Genomic DNA, 21481 nt, shown 5'->3' with positions numbered 1-21481 from the left:
TAACGCGAACAACCCAACCTACGATATAACAAAGTCTTACCCTTAACCGAACAGTATTGCTACAGGTTTTGTAATTTCCTGACTGTATCTCACTCAAGTAGATACTGCGATAATATTTTTTGAGAACGTAAGCTATATAATATCTTGAAAAATTTGGAAATTTCTCATAATTTTAGTAATGTAAATTGTGAATATAAATATTGCAAAAAATATTAAATAATAAACATAATAAGGATAATGACCTTCTGGGAATAATCGAATAATTGACAATATTAAGAATGTATGTAGGCAATAAATACCAAGAGAAAAATTAGATATTAACTTAATTAAAAAAGGAGGTGAAGATGTGATTTTAAAAGAAATTACCGTAATTAACCAAGAGCAAAGAACTAAAGATACTCTAGAATAAATTGGTAAACCTTCTTTAGTAGCATCATCGGAAATCCAAACCCATATAGGCTGGTTAAAATATCCCCATTCAATGAAGAAAAAGCAGAAGAATAGAATTATTAAAGACCAAATCTGTGGACTATTGAGATTGTAATTAGATTCTATTTCTTTTTGTGATAAAGATTTGCTAATTAAAAAAGATGAAAATATATAAGGTATAAAATTAAAAGGATTTTCTACCTTAGTTAAAAGAGAAAACTTTTCACCAAGTGTGATATGAATTAAGGGCAAACTAAAAAGAATCACACAAGACAAAATTAAAAGAATATAAGATATAACATCAGGATTTATATGCTTATTCTTTTGATTAATTTCAAGAGAAAAAACAAATAATTCAGCTAAAGCAGTCATTAGAAATAAAGAAAACAAAAAATAGAAAATTGAGTTCCCATTTGAAATAATAAAAATTATAATTTCTTGGATATTAATTTGGATAGTCATTAAATCTTTAATAGAAATTAAATATATTTTGTTTAATTGCAATGTCAAGGAAAATAGCTGAAAAAACAAACCCCAAAAAATATAAAGTTTAAGTAATTTAAACAATCTTTTTTTGCGAAAATAATCTGGTTGGCTTTCTCTCTTTAAAAAAAACAGAATTAAAGATATTTGAAAAAACAGGGGAACAGCTAAATCAAATACGTTATAAATCAGGAAACTATGTATTCTTTGATATCCTTCAAATATGCAACTTATATTGCTATGTAATGCAATCACAAAAATACAACTGATAGCTCTGAGATAATCAAAGGCGTAAATTTTTTCTAAATTGGAGTTAGATGAGTTCATAACAGATGTAGTGATAGTCATAAATTTTCCCTGACGATTAAAATAGATTTTCTCTGTCAATCAAAGTGGTCATTGCGGGTAAAATAAACATGAAAATTACAGGCAAGAATATTTCCATCTTCAGTAAAAATTTATATTTACTACTTTTATCAATAACTATCTAAATCTTTTTCAGTCAACTAAACTCTCATCAAATAATTAGATAATATAGGACTTCTATTTGAGTTTTGAACGGAATTTTTTTACGTCCGCGAATGGTGGCGCAAGCCATACCACTACAGGTGCAGAAATCACAGAGGAAGAAAAAGAGATTAAACTCCGGCGAAATTCTTAATATTTTGCCAAATTAGACCAGGTATCTGTGATACCAAGCGTCTTCCTGGTGGTGTTAAATATTCTTTAAAATTAGTTTTCCACCAGAAGTTGATAGAAATATTTAGTTGGTCGAGAGAGTAAACTTGGTGCCACCAAAAAGCTGGAATAAAAAGCATTTCACCTGGCTCAAGCACGCACTCTATATATTTTGCTTTTTGAAATTTAGGAAATTTATCAGTGTCAAGTTGCTCAATATTTAATTGGCTCATGTGTGGTATTTTTGAATGTGCTGGAAAAGGATATAGCAGAGAAGTTTCTTTCGGTGCAAACAGTAAAATCCGCTTGTGACCACGCACCTGAGCTAATAAGTTTTCTGACATATCATAATGTAATTGTGAGACATTACCGCCAGCACCTATCCACAGATTTGCAATAATGAATAATTTTTGATCAATATAATCTGGAACTTCAATATCTGAAACCAGTTCGGGAAAGGTGTCTTTAATCGGACTTTGCTGGAGATAATAGTATTCGTCTTTTGTCTTTTTCTCAACAATCCAATCGGTGAAGTCAGTAAATTTCATTTCTTTACTAGGTACAGTAAAATCTATCTTAGGATCAAAATTGAATATCTTGTTTTTGGAAAAGTTGACATTAATTTTTTTATTACCTACAGCATTATTTAAATAATCAACTGACCATGAAGAATATGCTTTCCAATCAGTTATTTTACCAGTAATAATCACTGGTTTTCTGGAAGGAAATATTTTTTGTTTAAACTCATCTAATGTAGGTTGATAAATGCGCTCAATCTGATTTAGTGTTTTGTCAAAATTATTTTGTACACTGATATTCATAAATTTTTCCTGGCGATTAAAGTCGAACTTTTAGTAGGTTAAGAAGATATTATGAAATAATTACACTTTACTTTGTACCAAAGAGCGAAAAAACCAATATGGCTCTAAAACTATACCGAATAAAACTCTAGCTACTTGGTCTTTTTTAGACAACCAAGAAGTAGTCATGTGGTGTATTGTATAAGTTTCTGATGTCTGCCGACTTTTGAAGATTTTACCATTCAGTTCCATTGGTGCATTTGGTTCAAAAATGTATCCTGGGCAGACCAGAACAGTGGAACTTTCATGAAATTTCCCTGCTACTACACAATCATTTAACATAATTGGTCCGGTACTGTAGCCGACATAAAAAGGCATGGTTTTATTGTCTAAATTATGTTGACGTTTTTTTAATTCTTCAAATACTGTCAGCCAGAGGGGATGTTTAGGAATACTGCCCATAATTGCATTACTAAAGGCTACTAACTTTGATAACACAAGCTCAAAATCTGCTAATAAATCATCAAGTGGTTTAAGGGATTCAACATCCATATCCAGATAAAATCCACCGTAGTGATCAAGGATAAAATAACGGATAGCATCACGACGTTGAATATCATGGGGATAAGCATCAAATATTGGTAGAAACCAGGAATAATTTGATTCCATAAATTTTCTGGCTTTGGCTTCATCCCAAAATTGATGTTCCCAATCAGGATGATTTTGCAAAACCGTTTGATGATAAAGACGATATTTTTCTGGTACTGCTGCTTCTCCTAGAAAAAAAATCTGATGGATAATTTTGGGAATTTTGCTCATAGATTTAGTTGGTTAATTGGGAATAGGTAATTAGTAATTAATCTATTCCCTGATTATTAGTTGTTTATTTTGATGATTCTTGCATGGCTTGACGTAAACTTAAAGGACGCATATCCGTCCATACTTCTTCGATATAAGCTAAACATTCAGTTTTAAGTCCTTCTTTGCCTACAGATTTCCACCCTAATGGTAGTTCCTGTTTCCATTTAGGCCAAATTGAATATTGTTCTTCATGATTGACTACTACAAGATAGATAGTTTCGTCGTTTTGTTCGTTGTTACTCATGGTTTTTTATTTCCTTGATCTTATTGATTGGATTATATAAGTAATAAGACAGAATTACACGGATTTAATTTTGTCCGACTACATTATTATTCATTGCCTTTAATTAAAATGCCGTCATCACTTAATTTTACAGAACGTCTTTGACGATTTGCTTTGGGGATATCGGTGATTGTTGGTGTTGTGGGAGAATTTGCTGGTAAAAGAGCGATCGCTTCTGGGGTACGATGAATAAACAATTCCGGTAAGGGAAATTCGCTGTTGTATGTTTGGCGTAGACGCATAGCTAGTTGTGCTACTAATAGGGAATCTCCACCAATATCGAAGAAATCATCTTTCACTCCTACCCGTTCTAGTTTTAACAAGGAAGCCATGAGGTCACAAATAGTTGCTTCTTGGTCATTTCTGGGGGCAATATAAGGTTTACTTGTCCAATTCCAATCAGGTGCAGGTAAGGCTTTTTGGTCTACTTTACCGTTAACTGTTAAGGGTATGGTTTCTAGTGGCACAAAGGCCGCTGGAATCATGTAATTGGGTAGTTTAGTCTTTAAAAACTCTGGTAAGTCTGTTTTCAGGTCTGCTGCAATATCAGATGTAAAATAGGCAACTATGCGATTTTCTCCAGTTGTGGTTTTCTGCACCATGACTAATGCTTGTTTGACTTGAGGATGACTATTAATAACTCCAGTAATTTCTCCTAGTTCGATGCGGAAACCACGTATTTTAATTTGCTGGTCTGCACGTCCTAAATATTCTATTTCTCCGTCTGGTAAACGCCTAGCTAAGTCACCGCTACGATATAAACGACTACCAGGGGTTTGGCTGTGGGGGTTGGGAATAAATCTTGCTGCACTCAAGCGTGGTTGATGCAAATATCCTCTGGTGACTCCAGCACCTCCAACATAAATTTCTCCAGACACTCCTATGGGTGAGGGTTCTAAATTTTCATCTAAGATATAAAGTTGTAAATCGGGAATAGGCTGACCGATAAGACTACCACGATTATTGCTAATATCTGCTTGAGTAATCGGTCTATAGGTGACGTGAACGGTGGTTTCGGTGATACCGTACATATTAATTAATTTCGGTTGTTCGTCACCATATAATTCCACCCAAGGTTGTAAACTGGTTAGTTCTAAGGCTTCTCCCCCAAAAATAACGTAGCGTAAATGTAACTTTTCTGGCTTTTCTTTAGCAATGGGGATTAATTGTTTAAAGGCTGAGGGTGTTTGATTTAATACTGTAACTTGGTGGGTTTGTAGCAGGTGGAAAAAGTCTGCTGGTGAGCGACTTGTCCAATAAGGGACTACTACTACTTGACCACCATATAATAAAGCTCCCCATATTTCCCATACAGAGAAGTCGAAGGCGTAGGAGTGAAATAAAGTCCAGACATCTTGACTGTTAAACTCAAACCAGGATGCAGTGGCTTTGAGGAGGCGAATGACGTTAGCGTGAGTGACGATACAACCTTTGGGCGTGCCTGTAGAACCACTGGTATAAATTACATAAGCCGGATGATCTGGTAATATGTGGACTATTGGGGGTTGAGAATTTTCCGGTTTTAATTGAGTGACAATATCTTCAAGGATGAGGATGTCTTTTTCACATTCGGGTAATTGGGAAATTACGGCTTTTTCTGTGATTAAGAAGACTATACCACTATCTTGTAGCAGAAATTCTATGCGATCGCTTGGGTAACTAGGATCAATGGGAACATAAGCACCACCAGCTTTCAAAATCGCTAAAATGGTAATTACTAATTGTTCTGAACGTTCTAAACACACACCCACTAAGCTTTCTGGTTTGACTCCTTGGGTTTGCAGGTAATGCGCGAGGCGGTTGGCACGGGTTTCTAATTCTGCAAAACTGAGGCTGGTTTGTTGATAAACTAGGGCAGTTTTATCTGTATATTCTGCCACTGTTTGAGCAAATACAGAAACTATGGTATCCGCAGATAAAAAGTTTTGGGGATTGGTGTTGACTGCTTGTAATAATTGTTGCCGTTCTGGGGTGGAGATGAGCGAGTATCTGTTATATGCTGTTTGCGGATGAGTAACCATATCTGCCAAGGCAGTTTGGTAATACTTGCTATATTGCTCAACTTGTGCATCTGTAAATTGTTGGATGTCATAGATTAAATTCAGTTCTAATGCTGCACTTCCTGGTACTAAACAAAATTCTGTCAAGAAGGGGAAATCTGTTTCTTCAAAAATATCAACTTTGTCAACTTGAATTTGCGGTAAATTTAACAACCCTTCATAGACGTGAAAATGCACATAATTAAATCCCACTTCAAATAGGGGGCGTTTGTCAATAAGACGCTGAATTTCCGCTAAGGGAAAATCACGATAGGGAAGAATTTCTGTCTCTGCACGGAACACAGCCTGTATCAAATCCATCCAATTGCCAGAAGTTAACTCCAAGCGCAAGGGTACTGTATTCACAAACAAACCCAATAAATTTTCACTATCAGTAATTTCCGGTCGGGCATTAATTACGTTACCTGTTACCACCTCTTTTTGTCCAGTGATAAAGGAGAGAACTCGCAGGTGTAAAGCTAAAAGGGCTGTTTTTAAGGGAATGCCGATATTTTTTGTGAGTTTACGGATTTTATTGGCCAATTCCTCATTAATAGTAACGGATAGGCGTTTTAACTGGCGTTTTTGAGAGTTTGTTGCTAAGGCGATTGGATGTAAACGCGGGAGAGTGGTTATTTGTAAATCGCTGAGATGTTGTCGCCAAAATTGTTGGAGTTCTTGATTAGCGATCGCCTTTTGTTCTTGAATAATAAAATCTTTATAAGTAATCTCTAGGAGAACTAAAGGTAGCAAAGTTTCCGATTTTAAATACTGCACATAACGCTGTAATAGTTGCGTTAGCAAAGTTGCCACACTCCAACCATCAAGAATAACATGGTGAAAACTAAAACTAAAACTGAGTTTTTCATCTGATATTCTGTGAATTTGGAAGCGAAAAAGAGGCGATTTAGTAATATCAAAAGCACGGTTTTTTTCTAATTCAATCCATGCAGCAATTTCAACAGGTGCATTTGCTTTTAAATTTCGCAAATCAACTACAGTTAAAGGTAGTTCAACTTCTTTATGTACAATTTGAATAGGAGTGCTATATCCTGTCCAATGAAAAGAACTTCTTAATACTGGATTGGCTAAACAAATATCAGAAATTGCCTTTTCCCAAGCTAATTTTGAATAACTTAAATGTAAATCAAAGGTAAAAATTTGGTGGAAAATGGCCGAATCAGGATGTAATTCACTGTGATAAAGCATTCCTCCTTGTAAACTAGAAAGAGGATAAGCATCTTCAGCATCTTGTGGTAAAAGCTGTTTGTCTGCTGCAATCAAATTAATTGCAGGAGTTTGATCAATACTAGGTGATATTTTAACTACTGCTTTTTTAGTAGCCAAATAACGCACAGTTGCAAATTCATATAACTCTCTAGCTGAAACTGCAAAACCCGCTTTTTTAGCTTTGGCAATCACTTGTAAAGCTAAAATTGAATCTCCACCAATTTCAAAGAAATTATCATCAATACCTACCTTTTCCAAACCCAGAATTTCTGCCACAATAGCACATAAACTTTCTTCTTCTGGATTGCGGGGAGCGATATAATCTTCCTCTACCCTTAACAAATTCCAATCCGGTGCAGGTAAAGATTTAACATCAATTTTACCATTCACATTCAAAGGGAAAACATCAACACTTACATAAGCAGCGGGAACCATATAATCAGGCAACTTATTTTTAAGATATTGACGCAGTTCATTTCCGTGAGGTTGAGATTCCCCAGGTACATAATAAGCAACCAGGCGTTTTTCTTCTTCCCATTCATCAGTTATAACCACTGCTTCTCGGACTTGAAAATGAGATGTTAACGCTGCTTGAATCTCTCCCAACTCAATCCGAAAACCGCGAATTTTAACTTGTTGATCTATTCTTCCTAAATATTCTAAATCCCCATTTGTTAATCTTTGCGCTAAATCACCACTGCGGTAAATTCTCCCACTACCAAAGGGATTTGGTAAAAACCTTTCTGCTGTTAATGCAGGACGATTTAAATAACCACCTGTCACCCCCGCACCAGCTACATAAATTTCTCCAGGAATACCATCAGCAACAGGTTCTAATTTTTCATCTAGTAAGTAGATAGAAAGATCAGGAATTTCTCTACCGATTACACTCGCTTTTGTTTTTAAATCCTGACGATAAATAGGACGATAAGTAACATGAACGGTAGTTTCTGTAATCCCATACATATTTACTAAACAAGGTTTTTTATCCCCATACTTTTCCAACCAAGGTTGCAAACTTTGTAAATCTAAAGCTTCACCACCAAATATTACATAGCGCAATGCTAATTGTCCCACACTAGCTTCATCAGTGCGAATTAATTGATAAAAAGCTGAAGGGGTTTGATTGAGAACAGTTACCCGTTCTGTGGTGAGAAATTCCCGGAATGTTTCTGGTGTTCGGCTTAACCAAAAAGGAACAATAATTACCTTACCACCATATAATAAAGCACCCCACAATTCCCACACGGAAAAATCAAAAGCAAAGGAATGAAATAGCGTCCAAATATCATTTTCATTAAAGCCAAACCAGGGTTCTGTCGAACGCATTAATCGGATAGCGTTACTGTGGTTAACAATACAACCTTTAGGAGTTCCAGTAGAACCACTAGTGTAAATAATATAGGCAGGAAAATCCGGTTTTATAGTGATTTGTGGTGACGTATCTGGTTGCTGGCTAAGTTCAGATTCAATAGATTTGAGAGTAAAAGCGGTGATTTTTTCGTTAGTTAATTCTGATAGTAGTGTTTCTTCTGTAATTAATACTAAAATTCCACTATCTTGCAGAATTAATTGACGACGGACAGCAGGAGAATTAGGATCAAGGGGAACATAAGCTGATCCAGTTTTGAGAATTGCTAAAATAGCAATAACTATCTGTTCCGAACGTTCCAAACATATTCCTATTCTTGTTCCTGGCTGTACTCCTTGACTGAGTAAATAATGCGACAATCGATTGGCTTGATTATTTAATTCTGTATAATTCAGAATATGTTTATTAAATTGAACTGCTAGGTTTTCTGGATATTTTTGAGCAATGCTTTCAAAAGCAGAAATTAGTGTTTCCGTGGGGTTTTTTATTAAAATTTCGGGTTGAGAAATATTAATCTCTCTTGCTTCTGGTAGGGAAATGGCAAGATCACAAATTGTACTTTCTAAATTATTTGCCGCTTCAGTAAATAATCGCTGGAAGTTTGTAGTTATTTGTTCAACTGTTTCTGTATCTAGATAGGAAAGGTTATAATCAAAATCTATTTTAATATCACTATTTTCTGCATATTCTCGCACATAAATAATCAAAGGGACTTTTTGCTGATGACTATAAAGAGGAATACAACTTGTTTGAGTATCGGCAAAATATTCGTTGTAATCATGTCTTTCGTAGGAAAGATAAACTTCAAAAAGATGTTCTTTATTATTAGATTGCAATCCAGAAAGACGCTTCATTTCTCCCAGAGGAAAGCGTTGATGACGATAATCTTGGCGTAATAAAGAACGAATTTTATCTAATAGTTCATGGATTGTTTCATTACTATTAATATCTACGCGGAAGGGAATAGTGCTGACAAACAAACCAATGGCATCTTTAAAGCTTTTTTTGCTGCGATTTAAAAGAGACAACCCTACAACTAAATCTTTCTTTCTATAGCGTTTAGTTAAATATATAGAAATTAAACTCAGAATAAAATGAAATGCATTTGATTGGATGTTTTGGCAAAGTTGGTTAACTTGGTTATATTGTTCACGCGAAATATAAATAGATTGTCGTTGTCCGTACAATTCTTGTTGTTTGATTGAGGTAAAAATATTAGGTGAAATGCCACTTAAACGCTGTTGCCAATAATTACAATCGCGCTGAAAATTATTGGATTTTAAATATTCTGATTCTGTTTCGATATATTCGGCAATTACCCAATCTTTTGCTGTTTGATTATCCTTACTATTATGGAGAATTTGATTATAGGTTTTAATTACTTCTCGAAAGAAAATAGCAGTTCCCCAACCATCAGTAATAGCGTGATGATATTTAGCAAAAATGATATGGTGTTCTTGATGAACACAAATTAATTGGAAGTCAATCAGGGGGGAATTTTCACCAAAGCTAAAAGGTTTAATAAATTCCTGATTGATATATTCTTCAGCCTGTTTTTTACTGTTTTCATAACTGGAAAAATCAACCAAGGGAATGTTAGCATCTTGGTGATTTACTATAGTCTGTAAAGGTTTACCCTCAACTTCATAAATTCGTGTCCGCAAAGCAGGATAACAAGCAATGATTTTATTTATGGCATAATTGAAAACTTCCCTATTAAAACCACCATGAACTATTACAGTTGCACCAATATTAAGATGAGAACCTTCTGACCACATAATTTGGTCAATATATATTTCTCTTTGATTGATTGATAATGGAAGTCGCTGATTCATGATCTATTTATTCCTCAAATAAATGAATAAATTGACTGTTTAAAATTTCCTATGAAGTTTTGATATTCAAAATTTTGTTTTCAGGTGAAAGTATAAGAAAAACTTATTCTTGGATGAAATAAAGACTTTGATTGACAATGAAGATGATTATATGAAATATATGATAATGTCAATACCATAAAATAACAAATACATATCAGTACGCACTGAAATGAGATACATCATAAGACCCCTTCTTGTTTGCGGGGATGGTTTCGAGGCTTGGATAGTGCCAACTTATACTTAAGAAGGCCATAACTTGCGTTTTTACATCCATATATTACATTTAAGCAAAAGCTCAAATTGTAACCTTGCGAAGTATAACTTAGGTTTCATGATTTTTAACTTAAAGACTCAATGTTATACTAAAAACGGGTTAAACGTGTCATTCTGTAGCTTGCTTCCCGTAGGGTACGAAGTGTCCCGAAGGGATACGCTGCACTACGTTACGTATGGCTACGCCCCCGTCAGTGATACAGTATGACATAAGTCTAGATTTCACCCGTTGGCAGTATATCATTGTACTGTAGTATACAGTTGGTGATCGCAGCAGAATCAATACTTGTCGGTTAAGGAAATGTAGGTTGGGTTTCGCTGTCGCTCAACCCAACATTACCAAGGATTTAGTTGGGTTATGGCTTCGCCTCCCGTCAGGGATACGTTCCATTGCTTCGCAACGCTAACGCGAACAACCTAACCTACGATATAACAAAGCCTTAACCGAACAGTATTGGCAGCAGAATAATTGTGGATTTATTTACTCCACTAAAGATCATAATCCAGTCCATTTCTGAAACTAATTTTTATGGTTCATATCAGTATTATTACCCCTTGCTACAATACTGAAAAATTTATTGGTAAAGCGATAGAGAGTGTTCGCGCTCAAACATTCACTGATTGGGAACATATTATTGTAGATGATGGTAGTACAGACAATTCCGCCGAAATTATCGCATCCTATGCAGAATTAGAACCACGTTTAAAGTTAATTAGACAGTCTAACAATGGTATGTGCATTACACGGAATAATGGCTTTAAAGCCTGTTCTCAACAATCGCAATACCTACTATTTTTTGATGCAGATGACTGTCTAGAACCGCAGATGTTAGAGATAATGATTACCTATCTGAATGCACACGTTGATGTTGGTGCGGCTTACTGCGATTTTTATAACATTGACGCAGAAGATAAACCCATAAATACTGTTTATTGTCCTAGATTTATTCCTTCTATGTTTGGTGTAAAAACTTTACCATACAACACACCTGAAACGCCTTTAGTAGCTATTGCGGCTGGGTTAGGAGGAGGACTGGATGGACGCACTGTTTTCCGTCGTAGCATCTATGAGCAAACATCAGGATGGGATGAAAATTTAGGGAGAAATGGTGGACATATACTTGATCTATTATTACAAATTGCCTTAATTAGCAAGGTTCATTTTGTTGCAAAAAAACTCCATCAATATCGTATACATAATATAAATCAACTACATAGACAAGTCGATTTTGAAGCACAGGCTAGAAAAATTATGAATAAGTGGGAAAACCAAAAATATCTAAATACCAAAGAAAAGCAACAGGTTGATCAAGCTATATTTGTGTATAAAAAAAGATTAACTCCTCTAATAAAAATGATGTCTGCGAATCAGTTAATTACAGAAAAAAAAATTCTGCCAGCGTTGGGTTTATATTTCCAAGCAGCCAAAAACTATCTGCTGTAATTTTTTGTTCTTGCCACATTACCATAAAAAACGCATAACAAAAACTTATAGTTAAATCCAGAAGATTTTGATTGACAAGAAGATGGTTATATGAAATATATAGTAGTGTCGATGGGGTAACGATTCCATAGTTTCAGAATTTGTAACTCAAACACTAAATATTAGGATATCAGGGCTAAAAATTATGCCTAAAAGAGTCATTTCTAAAGAACCATTATTTAACTTTCTCGATATCCATATCTCAGAAATAGAAAAGCATCCCAACGCCTTACAAGATATGCTACTTAACCGCAGCTTTGAAGGTATGATTATTCGTGAGGCACTGCCTAAAGAGACTGTTGAGTTAGTCGTTAGTCGCCTCAACAGTGACGAAGGGGGTATGAGTGATATTTTAGATACTAAGTTTGCTGACGCAATCAAAGGAGCCTATACTCTCGGTGAAAACATTGTTTTCAGTGACCCTGGCTTGCAACAATACTTTGATTATGCAGCCATTTTTCGACAAAAATGCCGCAAATTGTTTGCAGGGACGTTGGACTTTGAGGAGCTAATGGAATATGTATTGGGTTCTCTTTCTGGGGGACTTTCAGTAAAAGTACCCAGTAAGAGTCAACAACAAAGCTATATACCAGCTACTATCCGTCAAGTACCAACTGATCATGAATTTCCTATTCATGTGGGAAATGATTTTTTGAACAGTCCTCAAAGTGAGCATTTGAGAACTCTGGTTGATGTCACAGACCAGCTAAGTTTCTTCGTTCCCTTAGTTCTCCCTGAATCTGGAGGGGAATTGGTGGTTTATGGAATGGAGTGGGACGGTGAGGAGTTAGCATTTGACAACATAAACCGTTCGTATCATAAATCACATCCATTATTTGATCAAGAATATGGGAGTATGACTTTTAAGCCGAATGTTGGAGATATGATGCTTTTCGATGGTGGTCGTTTTTATCATTGTATTGTGCCAACGGTTGGCGATCGCACCAGAATAACCATTGGCGGATTTCTTTCCTTCGCTAAACAGCATGATGCAGTTTATTACTGGAGCTAGTTTCTATGGTTACAGAAAAGGAAAATACTGCCAGCTTGGAGTTTATATTTCCAAGCAACAAAAAACTATTTGCTGTATTTTTTGGTCTTCGTAACCTTAATGTATTATTGATATGATGAACTATTCAGAAGCCGAAGATATTGATCTTTTAGAATTGCTGCTCGAAGAAGAAGGAATCGAATTAGAAAAGGATAACTTATTAATTTCACGTCTTAACCTTACCCAAGCACCTGCTTCCTTTCAACAAAGACGGTTGTGGTTTCTCTATGAATTAGAACCAACATCCTCCGCTTATAATATTTGTTCTGTTTTTAGTCTCCAAGGATTATTAAATGTCGCCGCTTTGCAACAGGCTTTTCAACAATTACAACAACGACATGAAAGCCTCCGCAGCATATTTGTAGATATTGATGGAGAACCTTGGCAAAAAATCCATCCTCATCCTTTGACTGAACTGGTATTAGAAGATTGGAGTGAAAATACGACTGAACCTACACAAATAATTACTAAAATAACACATTCTGAAGGTAATTATACATTTGATTTACAAACTGGTCCATTAATCCGCGCTCGCCTTTTCCAACTTTCACCAAATCAACATATTCTCACCCTGACTTTACATCATATTATCGCTGATGCTTGGTCTATTGGTGTGATTTTACAAGAAATAGCTCTGCTTTATCAAGTAGCAATTTCAGGAGAGCAAATCACACTTCCTCAATTAAGATTTCAATATGCTGATTATGCCCTATGGCAAAAAGAAAAATCTCATAATTCTCATTTAGAAAATAGTCTTAATTATTGGGAAAAACAACTGTCAGAATTACCAGTTTTACAATTTCCCACTGATTTTTCTAGACCACGATTACAAACGTTTCGCGGAGATTTAGTTAAATTTGAACTATCAAACCATCTAACTACAGCCATTCGTTCCTTGAGTCAAAAAGAGGGAACAACCTTATTTATGACATTGATGGCTGCTTTTCAAGTCCTTTTATCACGTTACACCGGACAAGATGATATACCTATAGGAACTTCCATTGCTAACCGTCCAGGAATGGATGCGGAAAAACTGATTGGTTTTTTCGTGAATATGTTAGTAATTCGCACTAATCTAGCTGATGAACCTAGTTTAAGAACACTATTAAATAGAGTCAAAACAACAATTTTGACAGGTTTTGAACATACAGAAATTCCTTTTGAAACTTTAGTAGAAAGACTAGACTTAGAAAGAGATACCAGTCGTAATCCCTTATTTCAAATAGCCTTTACTTTATTAAATGCACCTAAACCAGAATTTAGCACAGGTGATTTAAAAGTTTCTATCTTAGCAACTCAAGAAGCGGCTCGTTTTGATTTAGAGTTGTTCATTACCGAAAGCGAAGATAGATTAAATGGAGTTTTATCCTACAACGTAGATTTATTCAAAAGAGAAACAGTAGAAAGATTTGCACGTCATTTTTGCCAACTACTAGAAAATTTAATCTCCCAACCAGATACCCCAGTCAGTCGTGTACCTTTTTTACTAACAGAAGAATTAGCTGTTTTAGCACCAAGTCAACCTTCCCAAACTTTTCCTGTGCAGTTTTGTTTGCATGAAATTTTCACTCAACAAGCAAAATTGCGTCCCCAACAAATAGCGCTAAAATTTGGACAAGAAAGCCTCACTTATTCAGACTTAAATCATCGCGCTAACCAATTAGCACATTATTTAATTAATGCTGGAGTCACACCAGAAGCAAGAGTGGGACTGTGGTTGTCTCGTTCCTTGGATTTGATAGTGACTATTTTGGCTATTTTGAAAGCTGGGGGTGTTTATGTTCCCTTTGATCCTGACTATCCAAGCGATCGCATAGCCTATATGCTAGAAGATAGTCAGGTAGCAGTTTTACTCACCCATACTCAATTTCAAACCCAAATACCACCTCATTCAGCCAAGACTATATTTATTGATAATTGCCAAACTGAACTAGCACAAGCACCAACAACAGAACCAGAAATATTAGTCTTTCCAGATAACGCCGCCTACATTATTTATACCTCTGGTTCTACGGGAAAACCCAAAGGAGTCGTTGTCAACCATCGTCATGTTGTCCGTTTAATGTTAGCCACTGAAAAATGGTTTAACTTTAACGCCAAAGACGTTTGGACACTCTTTCATTCCTGCGCTTTTGATTTCTCAGTTTGGGAAATTTGGGGTGCGCTTTTCTATGGTGGTCGTTTAGTAATTGTACCTTATTTAGTCAGTCGTTCACCTGAAGAATTTTATAACATATTGTGTGATGAAAAAATCACAGTTTTGAATCAAACCCCCTCAGCTTTTCGGCAATTAATCCAGGCAGAATCAATACTTTGTCGGGAAGCAGAAATAGAATTACGTTATGTTGTTTTTGGTGGTGAAGCCCTTGATTTAGCAAGTTTAGAACCCTGGTTTGAACGTCACGATGATCAATTCCCCTTACTCGTAAATATGTACGGAATTACAGAAACCACAGTTCATGTAACTTACCGTCCAATTTACTTAAAAGATGTCAAACAACGGTTAGGAAGTTTAATTGGTAAACCCATTCCTGACCTTTCCTTATATATTTTAGATCGTTATTGTCAACCCGTTACTGTTGGCGTAGTTGGGGAAATGTACGTTGGTGGTGCAGGTGTAACTCGTGGTTATTTGAATCGCCCCCAATTAACCGCAGAAAGGATGATTGTCAACCCATTTAATAATTCAAATCCAGAACGTCTCTATAAAACTGGTGATTTAGCTCGCTTTCTTGATAATGGCGAAATTGAATATATAGGACGAAATGATCATCAAGTAAAAGTTCGTGGTTTCCGCATTGAATTAGGTGAAATTGAAGCAGTTATTAAACGTCATCCAGAAGTACGTGATGCTTTAGTCATTGTCAGAGAAGAAACCAAAGAAGATGTGCGAATAGAGGCTTATATTGTTCCTAAAAATCAAATCCTTGACTCAGAAACTTTAACAAAAGAACAAACCGAAGAATGGCAATATACCTTTAACGATACCTATAGTATTAGCGAAGCCGAAGGGAACGAAGCCTTCAACATTATCGGTTGGAATAGTAGTTATGACAATCAACCTATTCCTACGGAAGAAATGCAACAATGGCTAAATAATACCCTGACGCGAATTCAATCTCTAAAACCCCAAAAAGTTCTAGAAATTGGCTGCGGTACAGGGATGATTTTATTAAATATTGCTGATCAAGTAGAATCTTATTGGGGAACAGATTTTTCCCAAGCTGCAATTATTCGCTTGACAAATATCCTGCAAAATCGCTCCTGGAATCATATTAATTTACTAACCAGAGAAGCTATTAATTTTTCAGAAATTCCTGAAAATTATTTTGATAGTATCGTCATTAATTCCGTCGCTCAATATTTTCCCTCTATCGAATATTTACAGCAAGTAATCGCAGGTGCTTTGCGAATATTAACACCAGGAGGAAGTTTATTTATTGGTGATAATCGGAATTTATCACTTTTAAATTATTTTCATGCCAGTGTTGCCTATTTTCAAGCTGATGAAAACACAGATAGGGAAACATTTAAAACCCAGGTTAAACGTATAGCTAAAACAGAAAATGAGTTAGTAATTGATCCGCTTTTCTTTGTTAATTTAACCACAATATTCCCCGATTTAACCGCAGTAGAAATTCAACTCAAAGCCGAAAATAGCGATAATGAACTCACTAAATACCGTTATGATGTTGTGTTGCATAAATTAGGTACATCAGCAAATCAGCTTACAGAAATTATTTGGGAAAATTGGGAAACAGCAAATTTACAATTAGAAGACTTAAAACAGCAAATTATCAAAATAGGTACAATTGGTTGGTGTAATATACGCAATGCAAGGTTAATTAAAGATGCAGCTATTTATCAATGGATGTTAGAAAATAATAATGAAACCACTGTTGAACAATTAAATAAAATTATTAAAAATAATGATATTAAAAAGGCAATTAATCCAGCAGAATTATATGCAATTGCTCAAGAAATTGGTTGCCAAGTAAATATTAGTTATTCACCGGAAAACCCTGATTACTTTGATGTCTGTTTCTATCCAATAACAGAGGAAAAATGTCTTGCACCAGTAATGCCAATTACCAGCAAAATATCTACAGACAATAATAACTCTTACTGGATTGATCCACTTAAAGGGCGTTTTGCTAAATCCTTAATTTCCCAGTTAAAAGAACAGGTACGGGAAAAATTACCAGAATATATGCGTCCATCTGCTTTTGTGATGCTAGAAAGTTTTCCCATGACTCCCAGTGGTAAACTAGACAGACGCGCTTTACCAACACCAGAACGAGATTTAACTATTAGTAAACAAGCTTTTATTCCCGCGACAACTTCCACAGAAAAGAAATTATCCCAACTCTGGATTGATGTTTTGGGAATTGATAAAATCGGTATTCAAGAGGATTTCTTTCATTTAGGAGGACATTCACTTTTAGCCACTAAATTAGTTTCTCGAATTAGAGAAGAATTTAATTTAGCCTTACCTTTACGTGCAATTTTTGAATATTCAACTATTGCCGATTTAGCGATAGAAATTGATCATTTAGCCAGGGTAAGTGACGGAACAAATACCCATCAAGATATTATTGCTACTGTTTCTACCCGTGAAAATTTACCTCTTTCTTTCTCCCAATCTCGACTGTGGTTTTTAGATTTATTAGAACCCAATACTCCTGCTTATAATATCTCAGTTGCTTTCCGCTTAAATGGCAATTTAAACCTAGAAGTATTACACCAAAGTTTGCAAATCATTATTCAACGTCACGAAGTATTACGCACAACCTTTGATAGTCAAGCAGGTGTGCCAATCCAAGTAATTCATGAATTTGCAGAAGTACCGTTAGCGGTAACAAATCTCAGTCATTTAGACTCTAAAACCCAAGAAGGAAAACTGAAAGAAGCAGTTAAAGAAGTAATTATAACTCCGTTCAATCTTCGCAAACTGTCTTTATTGCGTCTCCATCTTTATCAATTATCTGAAGATGTTCATGTTTTAGTATTGGTAATACATCATATCATTGCTGATGCTTGGTCTTTGGGATTAATGATTAAAGAATTATCCTTATTTTATACAGCATTTTGTCAAGATAATGTCAAATCTTTAACTCCTTTATCTATCCAATATGCTGACTTTGCTAATTGGCAACGGACAATTTTTGAACAAACAGAATTACCTGCACAATTAGCTTATTGGAAACAAAAACTAGCTGGTGCAATTGAGGTTTTACAATTACCAACAGATTATCCCCGTCCTCCAATTGTTAGTCACCAAGGTAGTGCAGTATACTTTAGTATTAATAAACAAACAAGTGAGAAGTTTCAAAAATTATGTGAATCTCAAGGTGCTACCCTATTCATGGGATTATTAGGGGTATTTAGCATCCTATTAATGCGTTATTCAGGACAAGAGGATTTATTAATCGGTACACCAATTGCTAATCGTAATCGCAAACAAGTTGAAGATTTAATTGGCTTTTTTGTCAATACTTTAGTGATGAGAAATGATTTAAGTGGTAATCCTAATTTTATCAATTTACTCTCCAGAATTAAAGAAGAAACCGTAGAAGCTTACGCTCATCAGGATGTACCTTTTGAAAGAATTGTCGAAGAACTACATCCTGAAAGAAATCTGAGCCATCATCCCTTATTTCAGGTGATGTTTGTCTTGCAAAATGCACCAATGGGTAAATTAGAATTACCTGATTTGCAACTAACTCCCTGGGAAATTGAACAAACAGTTTCCAAGTTTGATTTAACTTTATTGATGACAGAAACCCCACAAGGAATTGAGGGAATATGGGAATATAGCACAGACTTATTTGATGTAGCCACAATTAAGAGAATGATTGGGCATTTTCAAACTTTAATAAATAATATTGTTGCCGAACCCGAACAGCGAATTAAAGAAATATCCCTACTTACAGCAAATGAGCAACATCAGTTGTTAGTTGAATGGAATCAAACTCAAATTAATTATCCTCAAGACAAATGCCTTCATCAATTATTTGAACTACAGGTTGAAAAAACACCAGATGCAGTTGCAGTGGTTTTTAACAATCAAACTCTTACTTATAAAGAGTTAAATCAACTAGCAAATCAATTAGCCCATTATCTGCAATCTTTAGGTGTAAAACCAGATGTATTGGTGGGGATTTGTATTGAGCGCTCTTTAGAAATGGTAATTGGTTTATTGGGTATTCTTAAAGCTGGTGGTGCTTATGTTCCCATTGATCCAAATTATCCTCAAAAGCGTCTAGCTTTTATGTTAGAAGATGCTCAAATATCAATATTATTAACTCAACAAGAACTGCTGGAAACTTTAAATATCCCAGCGATTAACAAAATTATTTGCTTAGATACTGAATGGAAAATTATTGGTCAAGAAAGTACAGAAAACTTTGTTAGTAATGTAGTCGGTGAAAATTTAGCCTATCTAATTTATACATCAGGTTCAACTGGTAAACCGAAAGGAGTGATGATACCACATCATGCTATCTGTAATCATATGTTATGGATGCAAGCAACTTTCTCTTTCCAAGAAACAGATAAAGTATTACAAAAAACTCCCTTTAGTTTCGATGCTTCAGTTTGGGAATTTTACGCGCCTTTATTAACAGGGGGACAATTAATAATTGCAGAAAAAGGTGGTCATCAAGACAGTGCTTACCTCTTAAAACTTATATCTGAACAACAAGTAACTATTGTGCAACTTGTTCCATCTTTACTACAAATGCTGTTAGAACAGGGGGGAATTGAGGCTTGTACATCTTTAAAACATATCTTCTGTGGAGGTGAACCTTTGTCGGTGGTTCTGGAACAGAGTTTGTTGAGTAAACTAAACGTGAACTTGCACAATCTCTATGGACCTACCGAGGCTTGTATTGATGCCACATTCTGGACTTGTAAGGATGAAACTAACCAACAAATAGTTCCTATTGGTCGCCCAATTGCTAACACCCAAATTTATATTCTTGACTCCCATTTACAACCAGTTCCCATTGGTGTTCCAGGAGAATTACACATTGGGGGTCGTGGACTAGCGAGGGGTTATTTCCATCGTCCAGAATTAAATAATGATAAATTTATTCCTCATCCTTTTAATCATCAACCAGGTGCGCGTCTCTATAAAACAGGTGACTTAGTTCGTTATCTTCCTGATGGTAACATCGAATTTTTAGGACGTATTGATCATCAAGTCAAAATACGTGGTTTCCGCATCGAATTAGGAGAAATTGAAACGACATTAAGTCAACATCCAGATGTACTTAATGCTGTGGTGATTGCTTCTACAGATTCATCTGGTAGTAACTGTCTCATTGCCTATATTGTTACTCAGCAACAGCAATTAATCTCTTCAAGTATATGGCGTGATTTCTTAAAAGCTAAATTACCTGATTACATGATACCCAGTAATTTTGTGATTTTGGATCATCTACCTTTAACACCTAATGGTAAAGTTGATAGAAAAGCCCTATCTGCCCTAAGTGTAGACAGAAATATTAACTCTGATCAACAAATTTCACCCCGCACACCTTTAGAATATAAGTTAGTGGAAATATGGGAAGAAATATTAAAAGTTAGTCCTATAGGTGTGACTGAAAATTTCTTTGATTTAGGTGGTCACTCTCTCTTGGCAATTAGATTAATAGCTGCCATTGAACAAAAATTAAAGTGTAATTTACCAGTTGTTTCCTTATTCAGAGAAGGTACGATAGAAAAAATTGCTGCATTGCTGGAGCAAGAAAAACCCAGCAGTAATTTAGATGTTCTCATTCCTCTCCAAACTAAAGGTAATCTACTTCCCTTATTTCTTATTCACCAAGCAGGTGGCTATGGTTTATCCTATTCAGTCTTAGCCGAAAAATTAGCTAAACAACTGGACAAACAACGTCCTATTTATGCAATTCAGGCACATGGGTTAGATGGTAAACAACCGCCTTTAGGTACTATCGAAGCAATGGCAACCAGTTATATCATTGCTATTCAAGAGATACAGCCTTGTGGCCCTTATTTATTAGGTGGTCACTCATTAGGAGGATTAATTGCTTTTGAAATAGCTAAACAATTAGAAACTGGAGGAGAACAAGTTGCACATCTATTAATTATGGACACTCATCCACCCTTAGCAACGGATGAAATTACAGCTTCCCTCGAAGATGATGCTGGTATTCTTTGCTTTATTGTTGAACAAATAGGATTGCATTTTCAAAAAACCATCAATATTGCCTATGACAAACTAGCAACTTTAGATCAAGAATCCCAATTTGAATATGTGCTACAAACTTTGCAGCATCATGAAGTTATCCCACCAGATTCAGGACGGAATTTAATTGCAGGGTTAATTAACGTTTATAAAGCTAATTTACAGGCTAGTCTGATTTATCAACCACAACCTGTGAAATCTCCTATTGCACTCTTTAAAACTGCATCCTTAGCGGAACAGTTTCCGAATAATAATACAGTTGGTTGGGGACAATTAACCAGCGAAAAAGTGCGTGTTTATTGTGTAACAGGTGAACATCAAACTATGCTAAAAGAACCTGATGTCAAAAATTTAGTAGCTGAAATTGTGGAGATTTTAGATAACTAACTTGTAGCTTTTTATGCTAGTCT

The 21481-nt window shown here is 35.4% G+C and carries 8 protein-coding genes; 3 read left to right on the top strand and 5 right to left on the bottom strand.

Annotated features, from left to right (window positions below; genetic code table 11):
• Positions 1-132: 132 nt before the first annotated feature.
• The 5 genes from VB713_RS01075 to VB713_RS01055 form a co-directional block, all read right to left on the bottom strand.
• Complete coding sequence (locus VB713_RS01075) at positions 133-1260, bottom strand: acyltransferase family protein (RefSeq protein ID WP_323309736.1); 1128 nt, start codon at positions 1258-1260, stop codon at positions 133-135.
• Between the two features lie 290 nt (positions 1261-1550).
• Positions 1551-2411, bottom strand: coding sequence for a cupin-like domain-containing protein (locus VB713_RS01070; RefSeq protein ID WP_323309735.1), 861 nt, complete (start codon positions 2409-2411; stop codon positions 1551-1553).
• 60 nt (positions 2412-2471) lie between these two features.
• Complete coding sequence (locus VB713_RS01065) at positions 2472-3209, bottom strand: glycosyltransferase family 32 protein (protein WP_323309734.1); 738 nt, start codon at positions 3207-3209, stop codon at positions 2472-2474.
• A 64-nt stretch (positions 3210-3273) separates the two neighbouring features.
• On the bottom strand, positions 3274-3495 hold the full coding sequence (locus VB713_RS01060) for an MbtH family protein (protein ID WP_323309733.1): 222 nt from the start codon (positions 3493-3495) through the stop codon (positions 3274-3276).
• 86 nt (positions 3496-3581) lie between these two features.
• On the bottom strand, positions 3582-10010 hold the full coding sequence (locus VB713_RS01055) for a non-ribosomal peptide synthetase (protein ID WP_323309732.1): 6429 nt from the start codon (positions 10008-10010) through the stop codon (positions 3582-3584).
• 844 nt (positions 10011-10854) lie between these two features.
• Between VB713_RS01055 and VB713_RS01050 the strand changes: the two genes are divergently transcribed.
• The 3 genes from VB713_RS01050 (at position 10855) to VB713_RS01040 (ending at position 21458) form a co-directional block, all read left to right on the top strand.
• The gene (locus tag VB713_RS01050) at positions 10855-11769 is read left to right on the top strand and encodes a glycosyltransferase family 2 protein (protein WP_323309731.1); all 915 of its coding nucleotides are present in this window, start codon (positions 10855-10857) and stop codon (positions 11767-11769) included.
• A gap of 184 nt (positions 11770-11953) precedes the next feature.
• Positions 11954-12820 (top strand): hypothetical protein, encoded by an 867-nt coding sequence (locus VB713_RS01045; protein ID WP_323309730.1) that lies wholly within the window; start codon positions 11954-11956, stop codon positions 12818-12820.
• Positions 12821-12932: 112 nt separating this feature from the next.
• The gene (locus VB713_RS01040) at positions 12933-21458 is read left to right on the top strand and encodes a non-ribosomal peptide synthetase (RefSeq protein ID WP_323309729.1); all 8526 of its coding nucleotides are present in this window, start codon (positions 12933-12935) and stop codon (positions 21456-21458) included.
• The last annotated feature ends 23 nt before the right edge of the window (positions 21459-21481 follow it).

Source organism: Anabaena cylindrica UHCC 0172 (genome assembly GCF_034931625.1).
GTDB classification, from domain to species: Bacteria; Cyanobacteriota; Cyanobacteriia; order Cyanobacteriales; family Nostocaceae; genus Anabaena; species Anabaena cylindrica_A.
This window is presented reverse-complemented; position numbering and strand designations above follow the sequence as displayed.